Origin of the sequence: Thiorhodovibrio frisius, from assembly GCF_033954835.1 — a bacterium.
GTDB lineage: Bacteria > Pseudomonadota > Gammaproteobacteria > Chromatiales > Chromatiaceae > Thiorhodovibrio > Thiorhodovibrio frisius.
This window is the reverse complement of sequence record NZ_CP121471.1, coordinates 3,831,204-3,847,042: the sequence shown is the minus strand read 5'-3', so window position 1 is coordinate 3,847,042 and position 15,839 is coordinate 3,831,204. Positions and strand designations below refer to the sequence as shown.

Sequence of the window (15,839 nt, the reverse complement as noted above, 5' to 3'; positions counted from 1 at the left end):
CGAGTTCCTATTGTGCTTTGGTTTCTGTTGATTTTTGTCGGTACGCCGCTGATTGAGTTGTATTTTCTGCTCAAGGTCGGCACCATCATCGGGGCGTTGCCGACCATTCTGCTGTCGATTTTCACCGCAGCCCTTGGCGGGTATCTGGTGCGCGAGCAGGGCCTGTCGGTGCTGATGCGGGTGCGCAGCATGGTCGACCGGGGCGAGGTGCCTGCGTTCGAGATGCTCGATGGTGCCATTTTGCTGCTGTGCGGTTTCTCGCTGCTGTTGCCGGGTTTTGTCACTGACGCCCTGGGCTTTCTGCTGTTGATTCCAGCGCTGCGCCATGCCTTGATCCGCCGCTACCTTGCCGTGCAGCCAGCTGCCGGGGATGTAGAGATCAGAACCAGCCGGCGCGAATACATCGATGCGGACTATCGTCGCGAGGATGATTGAGCGATCTGTCCCAGCAGGTCCAGATAGCGACAGGCGCTGCGCTCGGCCTGGTATTCGCTGACCGCAGCGCGCAGGGTGTCGGCGGGCAAGGGGGCATCCAGCGTCGCCGCCATGGCGGTGGCGAGCGCCTCGGCATCGCCCACCGGCACCAGAGAGCCGAAACGTCCTCGCTGAAGAATTTCGGCCGGACCGCTCGGGCAGTCGGTCGCAACCGCTGGCGTGCCTAGGGCCAGGGCTTCGGTCAGCACATTGGGCGAGCCCTCCCAGGCCGATGACAGGGCGAACAGGCTGGCGCGCGCCATAAAGGGGTAGGGATTGGCGACAAACCCCGGAAGACTGACCGCGTCGTTCAGCCCGCGTTCGGCCACCAGTTGCTCCAGTCCCGGGCGGTTCCCGCCCTCGCCGAGGATGATCAGTCGGCACTCACGCTGCTGGTGTAGCTGGGCAAAGGCGCGGATCAGGGTCGGGAAGTCTTTTTGTCGCTGTAGGCGCCCGACGGCCAGGATTACCGGTGGTTGGATGCGGTCGTTGTCGTCGCGCTCTAGCCAGGGATGATGACAGGGCGCGCGTGCGCGGGCGGCGAGCATCGATGTGATGACCGGGTTGCGCACCACATGGATGCGCTTGGCGGGCACGCCGCTAATGGTTGCGACATCATCGGCAACGCCTGCCGAAACTGCGACGATGGCCTCGAGATGCGGGTAGAGCCAGCGGATGAGGCTGTATCTCAACCAGCGCTCCGGTGGCGAGCGCCCGGCCATGGCGGTGGACAGATGGGTGCCGAGGCGCAGTGCAATGGGGGTCTTTACCCTTGCCAGTGCGCGCGCGATCACCGCGCTGCGCCCGGCGCGGTCCTTGGCCACCAGCAGGGCGGCAGGTTGTGCCTGGCGCAAATAGCGGGCGAGGGCCGGAATGGCGAGTTGGCTGTGGCGCCCGGCGAGTCGAATTTGACGGATGCCGGGCGGCAGTTCTCGCAGATAGGCCGAGTCCGCGCGCAGTAGCAGCAGGTCGATTGCCACCCCCTGGCTGTCGAGGGCTGACAGCAGGTTGACCAGCATGCGCTCGACGCCACCGCTGCCCGAGAAGGATGCAAGCAGGGCAATGGTGTCGAGGCGCGCGTTCCGGGCAGGCTCGCTCATCAATGGGTCAGCCTTGGAAAGGAACCGGCACAAAGCGCTGCTGGCCGTCCTGTTCCAGGCGCAGCAGCACCGAGGGCCGGCCCTGAGAGGCGGCGGCACGAATCATGCTGATAGCCTGTTCCGGGGTGCTGACTGGTTGCTGGCCCACCATCGAAATCACCGCGCCAGCGCGAATGCCGGCCCGGGCGGCCGGGCTGTTGGGCTCGACGTCGGTCACTAGCACGCCCGCAGTGCCGGGGCTCAGGTTGAGCTCGCGCCGTGTCTCGGGCGTGATGGGAGCCAGGTAAACACCCAGGCGCGCCTGATCGCCGTCGTTGGTCAGCCCTGAGTCAGCGAGCTGGGGCTCGGTCGGCATCTGGCCGATGGTAACCGGTAGTGTCAGTCCCTGGCCGCCGCGTATCAGCGCAATTTGCACCTGGGAGCCGGCATCCAGGCTGGCGATCAGGCGCGTCAGGTCCCGGTAGTCCTGCATGACTTGACCGTCAACGCGCAGGATGATGTCCCCATCGCGCAGACCTGCGGCGGCGGCCGGTCCCTCGGGCAGAACCTCGGTCACCAGCACGCCCTGGCGCTCAGACAGGCCAAGGCTTGAGGCGACCTCATCAGTCACCGGCTGAATTTGCACGCCCAGCCAGCCGCGGTCCACGCGCCCCTTGGTGCGCAGTTCGGTCACAATATCTGCCACCGTCTCGGCCGGGATGGCAAAGCCGATACCGATATTGCCGCCGCTCGGTGAGAAGATGGCGGTATTGACACCAATCACCCGGCCGCTGGCGTCGAACAGCGGACCGCCCGAATTGCCGCGGTTGATGGGTGCGTCGATTTGCAGATAATCATCATAGGGGCCGGAGTTGATGTCGCGCCCGCGCGCCGAAATGATGCCGGCGCTGACCGAGCCGCCAAGCCCGAAGGGATTGCCCACTGCCAGCACCCAGTCGCCGACCCTGGCGCCCTCGGCACTGCCGAGCTGCACGGCGGTGAGGGGCGCTGGTGCGTCGATCTTGATCAGTGCCAGGTCGGTTTTTGGGTCGCGACCGAGCAGCTGCGCCGGGTATTCGTCGCCGTTGTTCAAGGTCACCCGAATGCGGTCGGCGCCTTGGACCACATGGTTATTGGTGACAATCAAGCCGGCCGGGTCGATGATGAAGCCCGAGCCTTCGCCCTCGCGCGGCTTGGAGAAATCGGGCTCAGCATGAAAGCGGCGGAAGAACTCCGACAGTGGTGAGTCTTCTGGCAGCCCGGGCGGCAGAATGGAGGGGCCGGACTGCCCGGCTTGGACTGACTGCTCCACATTGATATTCACCACGGCATCCACCACCCGTTCGACGATATTGGCAAAACTTGGTAGCGCCATGGTTGCTGACCCTGGCACAGTGGTACGCATGACGGCCTCGGGTTGAGGCGCGGCGTTCAGATGTCCCGGGATGCTGGCGGCGAGAATGGCCAGGCCGAGCCCGAACAGCACAGCCACTGCCTGGTAGATGACCTGATGGTTGACGGCCTCGCGCTTGGCGGGAGGCTGATGCTTCGCCAGTCGCTCGGGCGCGCCAGCCTTTGAAAGGGTCTGATGCATGGTGTTCATCGCGATTTCCGTCGGTTGGGTGAATTCGTCGTGACAGTGTCATAATGGCAGCCTTGCCGCGTTTTTTCTCCCGCATTACCGATTATTCATGTTCCTGGTTCGCGCGTTCCAACAAAACTCCCGGGCCAGTGAGAGGTCATACTGATGGCAGAGCTGGAACAGATCGAAATGTCGCGCTATCGCGACGAGCTGGCGCACGATTTGCGCCATCTGGTCAAAAAATATTGTCGTATCATGGCCTGGGAGGTCCCAGAGCTGGACGAAAAACGCGCCAACCAACTCATCATCGACGCCATGCGCGGTGCGCTGAAGAATATCGATCAGAATTCTTGAGCTGCGGGAGACGGTTTAGCGCAAGGGTGTTGCGAGTTTGCCCAGCCTGGCAGCGCAGATGATGAAACCCTGGAAATTTTGTTTTGATTTCGCGGGATTAAAGGGTTAACGTGCGGCCTCGCTGGCGTTCGGTGGTGGTTTCGGGCCCTTGTTGCGGTGATCGCAATTGTGGCGATTCCGGTTAGTGTGATCGGATTTGGGATGATGAAACAAATGAACAAATTACCTGCCATGGCTGCCTTGAAGTTGCGCTCTGACGCATTGAATCCAAGAGCTTGGCTCATTAACGCGATGCATATCGGCCTGCTTGGTGCGCTGCTCAGCGGCTGTACTCAAAGTTTGCCGGAGCGCCCTGACAAAGAGGCGCCCGAGGCCGAGGCGACTGAGACTGCTGCGGCTGCCGAGGCGGAGGCGGACAAGCCAGCAGACGAGCCACTGCCCTGGCCGCCAGCCAATGGCGATATTCCGCAGCCACAGGAGGCAGCGGCGGTGGGCAAGATGTTTGAGTGGCGCGGTGGTGGGCGGCGCGTCAGTCGCATTGTGATCGACACCGATACCCAGCAGGCGCGGTTTTTCGCCGGCGAAGACTTGGTCGGCTGGAGCAACGTGGCCACGGGTGTCTCCAGTCATCGCACCCCAACGGGGGAGTTTTCGATTCTCGAAAAAGTGTCGGACAAGCGCTCCAATCTTTACGGGCGCATCTATGATAGCGAGGGCAAGCTGGTCAAGCGCAATGCGAAGGCAGGGCGCGATGCCGTTCCCGCAGGTGGGCGCTTTGTCGGTGCCCGGATGCCCCATTTTCTGCGTATGACCTACGATGGCGTTGGCATGCATGCGGGGCCAATTCCCAGGCCCGGGAGTCCAGCGTCCCATGGCTGCATTCGCATGCCGGCTCAACTGGCCGATGCGCTTTTTGACCATGTCGATGAGGGAGCCCGGGTGACCGTGATCGGCTCTCAGGGGCCGAGTTACGGAAATTATGCCGAGCGTGTGAAAGCGCGCCAGGGCGAGGCTCGCGCACGGCGCGCGGCGGCAAAGGCAAGTCAGGAAGGCGAGCCGCTCGACGGGCTTGACGCTGAGATCGCAGCATTGCGCGGGGAGGAATTTCCGCCAAAGGCCAGCAGCAGCGGTAGCGAGCCTGAAGGCGGCGATAGCCCTGCCGCGCGCCCGAGTGCGACTGAGACCGACAGCGCCAGTGACGCCAATGCATCGGGCGACGCCAATGCATCATCGAGTGACGCCACTGTATCGGGCGACGCCAATGCATCGAGTGACGCTAGCGCCTCGGGTGCCGCCGAGCAAAGCGGCTCGGGCAGTGACGCCAGCGCATCGCCAGCGTCACAGGCGGCAGGCTCGGTCAAGCCGCCAATGCCAGCGACTTAAGCGCCTTGAGCTGATCGCGCACCGCCGCCGCCTGCTCAAATTCCAGCTCGCGGGCGTGGCGGACCATTTGTTTTTCCAGGGTTTTGATCTTTTTGCTGAGTTGCGCCGGGGTTAAGTGCTCCACGGGGCTGGCATCCGCGTCGTCGCGTTTGCCGCGCCGGCTGGGTGCAGGCGCTCCCGGCACTCTGGCACCTTCAAGCACCTCGGCCACCGCCTTGCGGATGGTCTGGGGCGTGATGCCGTGCTCCTCATTGTGCTCGACCTGTTTGGCGCGGCGGCGCTCGGTCTCTTCAATTGCGCGCTGCATCGACTGGGTGACTTTGTCGGCATAGAGAATGGCCTTACCCTGAGCGTTGCGCGCGGCGCGGCCGATGGTCTGGATGAGCGACCCGGTCGAGCGCAGAAAGCCCTCTTTGTCGGCATCCAGAATCGCAACTAGCGACACCTCGGGCATGTCGAGGCCCTCGCGCAGCAGGTTGATGCCGACCAGTACGTCGAATTCGCCCAGGCGCAGATCGCGGATAATTTCTACCCGCTCGACGGTGTCGATGTCCGAGTGCAGATAGCGCACCTTCACGTCGTGATCGGACAGATAATCCGTCAGATCCTCGGCCATGCGCTTGGTTAGCGTGGTGGCCAGAACCCGCTCGTTGGCGGCGACGCGCAGATGAATTTCAGATAGCAGATCATCGACCTGACTCAGTGCCGGGCGGACTTCCACTTCAGGATCAACCAGCCCGGTCGGGCGCACGACTTGCTCAATCACTGCGCCCGACTGTTCGATCTCATAGTCGCGCGGGGTGGCCGAGACATAAATGGTCTGCGGCTGGCGCGCCTGGAATTCCTCGAACCTTAACGGGCGGTTATCGAGCGCCGAGGGCAGCCGGAAGCCATACTCGACCAGATTCTCCTTGCGCGAGCGATCCCCCCGGTACATGCCACCGAGCTGAGGCACCGTGACATGGCTCTCGTCGACCACCACCATGGCGTTGGTGGGCAGATAGTCAAACAACGTCGGCGGCGGCTCGCCGGGACCGCGCCCGGAGAGATAGCGCGAGTAGTTCTCGATGCCGGAGCAATAGCCGACCTCCTGCATCATTTCCAGATCATGAATGGTGCGCTGCTCCAGGCGCTGGGCCTCGATCAGCTTGTTGTTGTCGCGCAGCCAGTTCAGGCGCTGGCGCAGCTCGACCTTGATTTGCTCGATGGCGTTGAGCACGACCTCGCGCGGGGTGGCATAGTGGGTCTTCGGGAACACCGTGAAGCGTGGAACCTTGCGTTGCACTTCGCCGGTTAGCGGATCAAACAGGGACAACTCTTCGATTTCGTCATCGAAGAGCGCCACCCGCAGCGCCTCGTCCTCGGACTCCGCCGGGTAGATGTCGATGATGTCGCCGCGCACCCGGTAGCTGCCGCGAGACAGCTCGATCTCGTTGCGGCGGTATTGCAGCGCGGCGAGCTGGCGCAAAATGGCGCGCTGATCGACCAGATCGCCGCGCGAGAGATGCAACACCATGCGCAAATAGGCCTGCGGATCGCCTAGTCCATAAATCGACGATACCGTCGCGACGATGATGACATCGGGTCGCTCGAGCAGCGCCTTGGTGGCGGACAGGCGCATCTGCTCGATATGCTCGTTGATCGAGGCGTCTTTCTCGATATAGGTATCGGTCGCCGGCACATAGGCTTCCGGCTGATAGTAGTCGTAGTAAGAGACGAAATATTCCACCGCGTTGTGCGGGAAGAAGTCCTTCATCTCCCCGTAGAGTTGAGCGGCGAGCGTCTTGTTGGGCGCCAGAATCAAAGCCGGGCGCTGCAGCTCGGCAATCACATTGGCGATGCTGAAGGTCTTGCCCGAGCCAGTCACGCCGAGCAGCGTCATGCCGGCCTCGCCGTCGGTCAGCCCCTCAACTAGCGCGCGAATCGCAGCTGGTTGATCGCCGGCAGGCTGGAAGGCGCATTCGAGCTGGAAGGCTCTAGTCTGTGTCATGGTGCGGAATCTTGGCGCATCCAAAGGCGTGTGGTGGGGCTATGAGGCTCATTCTATTACCCTGTGTCATGATGATATACCGAAACCCTTTGCGATTTTGGCTCGTTCTGGGTCGGATGACGGCCACGGGGCGCTGTGAATCCATCCATGGAGGCGCGGCGAACGCTTGACTGGACATTCCGCCTGATGGCCAAGCAACCCACCACCACTTGCGATCCCGCGTATCCTCGCGGCATTGGTCGAGCGGGAAGCGCCAAGCCGCTCGCCAAGTCCACCCTAACGCTCATGGTCATGGCCAACCCGGAAGATTAAGCCTGTTGATTCACGGTAAAGGAGACAGACTGATTCGCCGCGCACACCTACACCCTAGCCTGCTGATTACCCTCGGGGCGCTGGCCGCCCTGACGCCCTTCGCGATCGATCTCTACCTGCCCAGTTTGCCAACGCTTGCGCGCGATCTGGGCAGCGACATCTGGCTTGCGCAGTTCAGCGTCACCCTGTATCTGGGGTTTTTCGCCAGCGCTCAGCTGCTGCTCGGGCCCTTGTCGGATGTGCGCGGGCGCCGACCGCTGATCGGCGGCGGGCTAGCGCTTTTCGCCCTCGGCGTCCTGGGCTGCGCGCTGGCCCCGTCGATGACCTGGCTGCTGGTGAGCCGGAGTTTACAAGCAGTCGGCGGCGCGGCCATTGCCGTGACCATCCCGGCATTGGTGCGTGATCGCTTTGCGCATGACGATTATGCGCGGGTGATGACGCTGGTGATGCTGGTCATGGGGCTGGCACCATTGATCGCTCCGAGCCTTGGCAGTCTGGTGCTGTTGGTCGGTTCCTGGCGCTGGGTGTTTGCCACCCTGCTAGGTATCACTCTGGTCACGGCACTGCTGTTTTTGCGTGTGGTGCCGGAAACCCTGCTACCGGCGCGGCGCCAGCTAAGGTTCTCGGATCCGCTGCGTCAATATGGGCGCATCCTGCGCCATCGCCGCGCGCTGGCCTATCTGGGCACGGCCTCGGCGAGCTTTGCCGGACTTATGGGCTTTGTCGTCGGCTCGCCCTACGTCTACATCGAGCTCCACGGCATCTCGCCGCAGGTCTTCGGCCCGCTGTTCGGAGCCAATGTGGCAGCAGCGTTGGTGGTGTCCGTGCTAAACGCGCGACTGATTCCGCGCTTTGGTGCCGAGCGGCTGCTGCAGATCGGGCTTGGCGTGCAGGCGCTCGCCGCGCTCTTGATGCTGGTGCTGACTCAGGTACCCAACCCGAGCCTGTGGCTGATCGCACCCCTAACGGGAGCCTATCTGGGCATGACGGCGCTGGTAATGGGCAATGCCATGGCCGGGTTTATGGCTGACTTTCCCGATCTGGCCGGCACCGCCTCAGCCTTCGGCGGCGCGGTCCGCTTCGGTGCAGGGGCGCTCAGCGGTTCGCTGATCAGCCTCCTGCACGATGGCAGCGCGACGCCGTTACTCGTCGGCATGGGCCTGAGCGGCCTGCTGAGCGGCAGTTGCTATCTTATGGGTACGCGATTTTCGTCTCCCCGAATAGCCGCCTCAGTGAGCGATTCGGAATAGGACAGCTTGGCCTTGGGAGCTATCGATAAGTCGATACTATTGATTGGACGGTATGTCGAAACCCTTTGAGGTTTTGCGTCGTTCTGGGCCGGGTGACGGTCACTGGGGCGCCGTGAATATATCCCTATAGGCGTCCCGGCGGCATCCATGCCGCCGAGATCCCCGTGGTCGTCACCCGACCCAAAACAGAAAGCCCGTTTGCGATTCGTATATCGGAAAACTCAACAATGTTTCTTCCATATAGCACGGCGTTGCAGTTGGGGAAAATACCCTGGGTGACACTCGCGGTGGTCGTTCTTTGTACCCTCATCTATTGGAAGCAAGATCAGAACGAGAAACGAATCAGCTATTCGGTCCATAATTATTGCAGAAGCAATCAGGAACTTTTGCGCTCCGATTTTTTGAAGGAGAATGACGAGTCGGCAATTCTAACTTGCCAGAAGTGGCTTCCACTCATCCATTCGCGTCCGAACCCGGAGGCCTTCTACAATCAATTGCTAGATTCTCCCGATCCCTTGGAGGGCGTGAGTCGGGCAAGATTTGTCGATAACCTGAAGCGTCTTTATCAGCACTTTCTCCAATCCGGGCCTCCGTGGAGCCTGGATGGGGCTTTGATGTATGACCCCTTGGGTTGGAACCCATTCAGGGTGCTTACGTCATCGCTCGCACATGCGGATTGGCAGCATCTGATCGGTAACATGATCTTCTTCATCGCTTTCGCTCCCGCATTGGAATTGCTGGTGGGAGGGAAACTTCGTTACATCGCCATCTTGTTCGCAACAGCCGTTACCGCTGATTGCGCTTACTCTGTCACTGTTCTGCTCGGCGCCGAACCCTTGCCTGCGCTCGGGTTCTCAGGTGTCGTGACGGGCATGATCGGTCTTTCAGCCTTTCTGATGCCGAAGGCTCGCATCAAGACGCTTTTCTGGGTGGGGTTCCCAGTTGGTCATTCTTACATCCCGGCTTGGATTCTTGCGGTGTGGTTTATCGGCTTGGATACTTGGCGTGTCATTTCATCCGCTGATGTCGGTAATGTTCTTGTCATTGCCCACGTTGCCGGTGGATTCACCGGCTATTTAATCGGCGTTTACTTTTTGAAAGAACAACGCGCAATCAACCAAGAAGACCTGGACGAAGAGTTGTGGCGTCAGCAGTGGAGGCGCCGAGACAGGTTTGGAGGGTTCAGTTCATATCGCAAGCGACCGGAAACCTATCAAAACGAGGAGCGGTTGCATCAGGCAAAGCGGGATTACCAGTCCTTTATCGACCGTCTTTTTCAGGCCGTGCGGGTGCGGCGAAATAGCGAGGCGGTGCTGATTCTGCTTGAATATTTCGACCTCTACGCGAGAAATCCCGAAGCCTATGAAGACATATTTCAAGAGATGAAGGATTATGGGAACTATCGTGCCGTGCACTGTGCCGGACGATTGGTGATTTCCCTTTACCTGCGCCAGGGTAAGATCGCCGCTGCCTTTCGCGTCCTGGAGGAGTGCCTGCAAATGTCTGAACATTTTGCCCTCGGCAGCGTCGAGGAGGCAGCCTCACTGTTTCGGTACGCGCAGACCTGTGCTCAACATGAGGTTGCAAAGCAGATTCTAAGGAACGCGCAAGGCAAATATGGTGCAAGCCATGGCGCAATTCTGCGCAGAATGGCGCGCCAATCAAGCACAACAGCTTGAATCAGTCGAGCTGTTTTCGAATCGCGTGAATTTTTGTCAGAATGATAAAGACCCCAGATGCCAGCGGCGGGGACGCAAATGTTCTTGCGGCACTCCTGCTGACCGCGAGAGTGCGTTCTCGTGCGCCTTCGCGATCGGCAGATTTCAACGGGTAAATTACCCACACACAAGCGGAATCCCTGTATGACTCGTCGTTTTTTCAGCTTGCTGATGCTAGCGCTGCTGGCAACCACATTGAGCACATGTACTGGGCCTGCGGCCAAGAAGGCGTCAAAACAGGCCGGCGCGACTGAGAACAGGATCGCACGGTGCGAGACTAGAAGTTGTTTTCTGGGGTTGCTGGAGTATGGCGGGCAAATATTGCTTGCCAAGGAGCAACCAGATGGCACCTTTGAAGAGGTCTATCAGGTTCGGCGCAAGAAGGGCTCGACCCTGCGTTCCTTTACCCATGGCATCCTCTCCGTTGCGACTCTGGGAATTTGGAACTTGGTGGGCAGCCCGATCGAAGGCTTTATGTCGTCGAGTGATTTTATCGTGTTTCGGGTGACCTATGACCCGCAAGGACAACCGATCAAGGTCGAAATTCAGGGCGGCTGAGAGAAATCCGGCATTCTTTGCAATACGGCGTTGCTATGCCGAAACCCTTTGAGATTTCGGCTCGTTCTGGGCCGGGTGACGGCCACGGGGGGCGCCGTAAATCCATCCATGGAGGCTTCCCGGCGGCGTCCTGCCGCCGAGACCCCCGTGGCCGCCGCCCGACCCAAAACCGAAAACCCGTTTGCGATTGGTATATCTGGCCACTTCCTTTCAGCCAATTGGGCACAAGCATGATTCGCCGTGACGGACAGAAACAGAGTGCAGGCCCTGGCATCGCGCGCCCGTTGTTCTGCGACTGGCATCGGGAGTTACTTGACCGCCGCGCCTTTCTTGCCCGCTGCGCTGGGGTCACGGTCGCCGGGCTTTTTGCGCCGGCCCTTGCAGCCACCTCTGATGCAACCATGCCGCTGAGCGAAGCCGAGCGCCTGGCGCTCATCGACGCAGTGCAGCTGCATCTGTTCCCGTCCGAACCCGCCGCTCCAGGCGCGCGGGAAATCAATGCGCTTAACTATCTGCGCTTTGTGCTGGCCGATGCCAGGACCGATGCGGATGAGCCGGCGTTTATTCTCAACGGCGCCGGCTGGCTGGAGGATCTGAGCCGACAGCGCACCGGGCAGTCTTTTCTCAACCTCGACAGCGATGCGCGCGAGTCCCTGCTGCGCGAGACCGCCGCGAGCGATGTCGGTGAGAACTGGCTTTCCACGCTGCTGCTCTATCTCATGGAAGCCCTGCTGACCGATCCGGCCTATGGCGGCAACCCGAATGGCATCGGCTGGCGTTGGCTCGAACATGTCCCCGGCTATCCGCGCCCGGATGCCGAGACCATCTACCCGAGGCTGCCCTTGTGAGCGACACCGACTGCGATGTCTGCATCATCGGCAGCGGTGCTGGCGGTGCGCCCGTGGCCTGGCGTTTGGCGCAGGCAGGTCTTTCGGTGCTCGTGTTGGAGAAAGGCCCTTGGCTTGCAGACCAACATTTTCGCAAGGATGAGCTGGCCTGCTGTCGGCGTCCGGTCTATACCCCAGAGAAGCGTCTCGAGCCTCATGTAGTCGAAGACCGCAATGCGGATGGCGACTGGACCGCGACGCCGACTTCAGAGTCCGGCTGGGACTTCTGGAACGGTAATCTGGTTGGTGGCTCGAGCAACCTGATGAGTGGTTTTTTTCATCGGCTCAAGCCGGTGGATTTCCGTCAGCTCGAAGCATTTGGCCCCATTGATGGCGCCAACCGCGTCGATTGGCCAATCGGCTATGACGACCTAGAACCTTACTATGATCAGGTCGAACAGCTGGTCGGCATCTCCGGGGCCATAGCGAAGCACCCCAACATCGAACCGCGTTCAAGCGCTGATTTTCCCTATCCGCCAACGCTCGAACATCCAGTGTCGGCCTGGATCGGCCAAGCCTGCGAAAACCTCGGCTATCACGCCCTGCGCGTGCCGCGCGCCATCCTGTCGCGCCCGGCTTTGAGGCGGCGTTCCTGCGAGTATTCCGGTTACTGCGGCAGCTTTGGTTGTTCAAGCGGCGCCAAGGGTGGTGCGCGCGCGGCCTGGCTGGCACCGGCACTGGCCACAGGGCGCTGCGCCATTCGCTCCCATGCGCAAGTGCTGCGGTTGATTAGCGATGCGCGCGGCAAGGTAATCGCGGCGGAATACGCAGATGCCGAGGGCCAGCGCCGACAGGTCACCGCCAAGCGCTTCGTGGTGGCCTGCCAGGCGGTAGAGACCAGTCGGCTGCTGCTCAATTCCACCGGGCCGAAGTTTCCCCAGGGTCTGGCCAACAACTCCGGTCAAGTGGGCCGCAATCTGCTGTTCTCCGCCGGCGGTTCGGGCTCCGGTGACTTGGAATACGATGCCCTTGGCCCGGAACGCGCGGCGGCTCTGAAGACCATGGGACCCTTCGTGAACCGTGCGCTCGATGACTGGTATGTCATCAAGGATCAGTCCTTCGCCGCCGGGCCGCACAAGGGCGGGATTGTGGAGTTCATGCTCGCGCATCCCAACCCTACCGGCCTGGCCAATCGGGCCAAGTGGCGCGATGGTGAACTCCTCTGGGGCCTGCCGCTCAAGCGTCGGCTGGAGCAGTGGTTTCGTGCGGATCGGACCCTGCGCTTTGAGGTCTTCTGCGACTGGCTGCCCAACGACGATTGTTTTGTCAGCCTCGACCCCTCGGTGAAAGACCGCTGGGGTCAGCCGGTCGCGCGCATCCGCATCGGCCATCATGCGCAGGATTTGAAAGTCGGGCGCTATCTGGCCGACAAGGCCGAGCGGGTATTAAACGAACTGGGAGCCGCGCGGGTGCGTTCAAGCATCAGCGGCTCCCCGCCGCCCAATCTGATGGCCGGTGGCTGCCGCTTTGGCACCGACCCCAAGACCTCGGTGCTGGATGCTGACTGCCGCGCCCATGAGGTCGAAAATCTTTATGTCACCGACGGCAGCTTCATGCCCACCGGTGGCAGCGTGCCCTATACCTGGACTATCTATGCGAATGCGCTGCGGGTGGCGGAGCGGATGCTGGGGGAAAAGCCGACCGGTCGCAGCTCATGAATGCAGGGATGACGACCGCAATGCGAGGAGTGATTTCAGAGGAGTGCGGACTGAGTGAAGACTAGCTCTGAAAAGGACCTAATTTGACCAGGATATCTCCGCCGTTGATTTGAGTACACTGATTAGCATTTCTGGTGCGATCAGCCAAGTCGCCCAGAATGCGACATGGAGACAGACGATTAGCCAGTAGGTGATTTGGTAGCTCGTCTTCACCGTCTTGTGGCGCATGCTCTTTTGGGCGAGATAGGCGCCTGGCCATCCGCCCAGGGCTTCCAGTAAGTGCAGCGAACTCTCGGGGATTCGCCAGGTATTGCGAATCGCGCTGAGCTTGTCACGTGCATAAGCGAAGAATGCGATCAGACTCATCAAGGGATAAGCGATCAGAGGGATCGGCGTTACCGGGATCATGATGACAGCGCCCGTGAGGCAAAAGAGGGCGAGAAAACCGACGAAAACGCTCTGCGCATTGATCGGGATGGCCCTTAAGCTCTGGTCGCGTCGTCGGCTGTCTGTTCTCGTTGAGCGATGCTCTGCGTTTTCCTCGCGAGGTCGAGATCCGAGCCTATTGCGGCGCGCGTGCTGCGGTGGATGCTCGATCTGCTGCTCGACCATGGTCTTGTTGACGGAGCCTGGCTTTCCAGCAGCAGGCACGGCCTTCAAAGCGCGCATGCCGCGTCCCTTGGGATCCTCGGTCAGGCTGAAGATCACATCGGTTCCGACGCTCAGCGGACGTCCGTTGGGCAATGCGGTGACATGAACGAAAACATCCTTAGAGCCGTCGCGAGGTCTGATGAAGCCGAATCCTTTTCCCTGTTCCCAGCGGATGATGGTTCCTTCGCGTAGCGCGCCCCGGTCGGTTTTCATGTCCGTTCCGTGCTCCTTAAATCAAGATTTGGTTCTCTCGATTTTACCAAACACTGTGGTTAAAATAAACACTGCGGTATAACCATGGCGGAACGCAAATCCGGTCTTTAGCAGATAGCGCCGTGCTTCGATCCGTCAGACTCAGCGCCCGTTCAGGTGCTTTTTTTAAGCAGTATGCGCCGCTTTTGTGGTTGCCAGTTGCAGGACTTGTTGTGTCAGGCGCGCGATGCGCTTTTGATCGTAACCGAGGCGTTTTCCGGCGTGCTCAATGCTTTTCAGCTCTTCACGCGACAGGTTGCCATCGGCCAGGGCGAGTCGGATCAGTGTCTTCAGGTGTTCTTCGCTGGCAATGCGGCTTGGCGGGCCTGCGCTGCCCATGTCTTTCGCCTTCGCCAGCATGGTCGCGAAATGTGCGTCATTCCAGCCCTGCTTACGCGACCAGTCGCGCAGAAATTTTTCTTCCTTGGGATCGAACTGGCCATCGGCGAACACCAGCTTGGCCAGTTCGATGAACTCCAGTTCCGTCATGTCCAGGGTCTCGAGTTGAGGCCCGTACTGGGTTTGCAGATCTTGGTAGACCGCTTTCCGGGTCTGTTTCTTGCGCTGACGCAGAGCAATGATGCCGACGATCAGCAGGGCCGCCAATACCGCCGGGACCAGTGGGTTGGCCAGGAAGAAACCACCAAGCATGGTGATGAGTATGAGTGGGATGCCCAGCACCAGGGAAAGAACAAAAGCCCCGGATCTGGCGATGTTGCCAATGACAGGAACGGAGTAGAGAACTCCCAGGATGGTGCTGAAGAAGATATTGAAGCCCAGGATGACCGCCACTGACGCCAGACCCCGAACAATCCACTTTAACCGGCTGATATGGGCCGCCATGGTCGCCAGTGCGGTCTCGCGCTCGCCAGCGACCAGATGGTGCAAAATTCCGCTGTCCTGGATAAGATCATTGATCATGCCGGTGCGCGCCTGGGATGTATCGGCTACGCCACGTCCAGCTGCCGCCTTGCCAAAATAAGTGGCTGTCGCTGGCACTGGAATGCCAGTGTAGCGCACTCGTTCATCGCCGAGATTGTCGGACTGTCCTTTGGAGAGGTAGAGATACCCGCCCTGGTCTTGCAGTGCCGAGTGCGTTACCTGCAAATCCTGAGGTGATATTTCCACGGTTTTATCAACAAATTCAATACGTGCGCCATTGATGGCCAAGTCCCCAAGGTCGTACTGCGCCAGAGTAAATGTGCGCGAAGAAAGCTGCTGACGGATCCCCTGGTTGCGGGAATTGCTCTCCACGCTGCTCATCCACCGGCGCGTCCATGTCACGTGATCATCAGAGTCCGTGTCCTTGTCCCAGGCATAGATCTCGGCGCTGCGGCGCACCATTAGATAGCCGGTGAAGGTCTCGACATAGTCGCCGTCCATGACCAGTCCTTGATCCATATTTCCGGTATAGGAAAAGCGCTGCTCGGAGACCAAATCACGCGGAGATTGGACGCTCTGGGTTTGTTGCGCGGCCTGGTGATAGTCGAAGCGGGTCTCGTTTTTCCAGATGGCTCCCAGGCCGATGAACACGATGGCGGGACCGAGCAGAAGGCCTGCCCAGCGGTTTTTCTTATCTGTTGCCATGGTGCGTACCCCCCTAGGATTTGCAGGACTCTAAAAAAACATTCGTCAGATCATGGCTGATCTAGGCTGGCTGACGAAAACCTAGCATCCTTTTTTGGGCGGGA

Annotated in this window: 14 protein-coding genes; 9 read left to right on the top strand and 5 right to left on the bottom strand. The window is 60.5% G+C overall.

Features of this window, described 5'->3' with window-relative positions; genetic code table 11:
- Positions 1–12: 12 nt before the first annotated feature.
- Entirely contained in the window at positions 13–435 is a 423-nt protein-coding gene (locus tag Thiofri_RS17540) for an FxsA family protein (protein ID WP_009147585.1), read from the top strand.
- On the opposite strand, the gene Thiofri_RS17535 is transcribed toward Thiofri_RS17540, so the two are convergent.
- On the bottom strand, positions 414–1,574 hold the full coding sequence (locus Thiofri_RS17535) for a glycosyltransferase (protein WP_009147586.1): 1,161 nt from the start codon (positions 1,572–1,574) through the stop codon (positions 414–416). The two genes, Thiofri_RS17540 and Thiofri_RS17535, sit on opposite strands and share 22 nt — an antisense overlap.
- A 7-nt stretch (positions 1,575–1,581) precedes the next feature.
- A complete protein-coding gene (locus Thiofri_RS17530) occupies positions 1,582–3,156 on the bottom strand; it encodes a Do family serine endopeptidase (RefSeq protein ID WP_009147587.1) in 1,575 nt (524 codons plus the stop codon).
- Positions 3,157–3,300: 144 nt separating this feature from the next.
- On the opposite strand from Thiofri_RS17530, the gene Thiofri_RS17525 reads away from it, so the two are divergent.
- Both Thiofri_RS17525 and Thiofri_RS17520 read left to right on the top strand, forming a co-directional pair.
- The gene (locus Thiofri_RS17525; protein ID WP_009147588.1) at positions 3,301–3,489 is read left to right on the top strand and encodes a hypothetical protein; all 189 of its coding nucleotides are present in this window, start codon (positions 3,301–3,303) and stop codon (positions 3,487–3,489) included.
- Positions 3,490–3,702: 213 nt separating this feature from the next.
- Positions 3,703–4,872 carry a L,D-transpeptidase gene (locus tag Thiofri_RS17520; protein ID WP_190275778.1) on the top strand — a complete coding sequence of 390 codons (1,170 nt, stop codon included), beginning with the start codon at positions 3,703–3,705 and terminating at the stop codon, positions 4,870–4,872.
- On the opposite strand, the gene uvrB is transcribed toward Thiofri_RS17520, so the two are convergent.
- Positions 4,847–6,862, bottom strand: a complete 2,016-nt coding sequence (gene uvrB, locus Thiofri_RS17515) for an excinuclease ABC subunit UvrB (RefSeq protein ID WP_009147590.1) — start codon at positions 6,860–6,862, stop codon at positions 4,847–4,849. The two genes, Thiofri_RS17520 and uvrB, sit on opposite strands and share 26 nt — an antisense overlap.
- A gap of 186 nt (positions 6,863–7,048) precedes the next feature.
- Here uvrB and Thiofri_RS17510 point away from each other — a divergent pair, with 186 nt between their 5' ends.
- The 6 genes from Thiofri_RS17510 (at position 7,049) to Thiofri_RS17485 (ending at position 13,245) form a co-directional block, all read left to right on the top strand.
- Positions 7,049–7,174 carry a hypothetical protein gene (locus tag Thiofri_RS17510; RefSeq protein ID WP_323705512.1) on the top strand — a complete coding sequence of 42 codons (126 nt, stop codon included), beginning with the start codon at positions 7,049–7,051 and terminating at the stop codon, positions 7,172–7,174.
- Positions 7,175–7,179: 5 nt separating this feature from the next.
- Complete coding sequence (locus Thiofri_RS17505; protein ID WP_009147591.1) at positions 7,180–8,424, top strand: Bcr/CflA family multidrug efflux MFS transporter; 1,245 nt, start codon at positions 7,180–7,182, stop codon at positions 8,422–8,424.
- A 164-nt stretch (positions 8,425–8,588) separates the two neighbouring features.
- Entirely contained in the window at positions 8,589–10,103 is a 1,515-nt protein-coding gene (locus tag Thiofri_RS17500) for a rhomboid family intramembrane serine protease (RefSeq protein WP_323705511.1), read from the top strand.
- Positions 10,104–10,286: 183 nt separating this feature from the next.
- Positions 10,287–10,700 carry a hypothetical protein gene (locus Thiofri_RS17495; RefSeq protein WP_009147593.1) on the top strand — a complete coding sequence of 138 codons (414 nt, stop codon included), beginning with the start codon at positions 10,287–10,289 and terminating at the stop codon, positions 10,698–10,700.
- A 230-nt stretch (positions 10,701–10,930) separates the two neighbouring features.
- Positions 10,931–11,548 carry a gluconate 2-dehydrogenase subunit 3 family protein gene (locus Thiofri_RS17490; RefSeq protein WP_009147594.1) on the top strand — a complete coding sequence of 206 codons (618 nt, stop codon included), beginning with the start codon at positions 10,931–10,933 and terminating at the stop codon, positions 11,546–11,548.
- Complete coding sequence (locus tag Thiofri_RS17485; RefSeq protein WP_009147595.1) at positions 11,545–13,245, top strand: GMC family oxidoreductase; 1,701 nt, start codon at positions 11,545–11,547, stop codon at positions 13,243–13,245. Before Thiofri_RS17490 ends, Thiofri_RS17485 begins: the two co-directional genes overlap by 4 nt.
- A gap of 78 nt (positions 13,246–13,323) precedes the next feature.
- Here the strand turns inward: Thiofri_RS17485 and Thiofri_RS17480 are convergent, their stop codons facing one another.
- Positions 13,324–14,109: a cold shock and DUF1294 domain-containing protein gene (locus Thiofri_RS17480; protein WP_009147596.1), complete on the bottom strand. Its 786-nt coding sequence runs from the start codon at positions 14,107–14,109 to the stop codon at positions 13,324–13,326.
- Positions 14,110–14,274: 165 nt separating this feature from the next.
- A complete protein-coding gene (locus tag Thiofri_RS17475) occupies positions 14,275–15,735 on the bottom strand; it encodes a TMEM43 family protein (RefSeq protein WP_009147597.1) in 1,461 nt (486 codons plus the stop codon).
- Positions 15,736–15,839 lie beyond the last annotated feature (104 nt).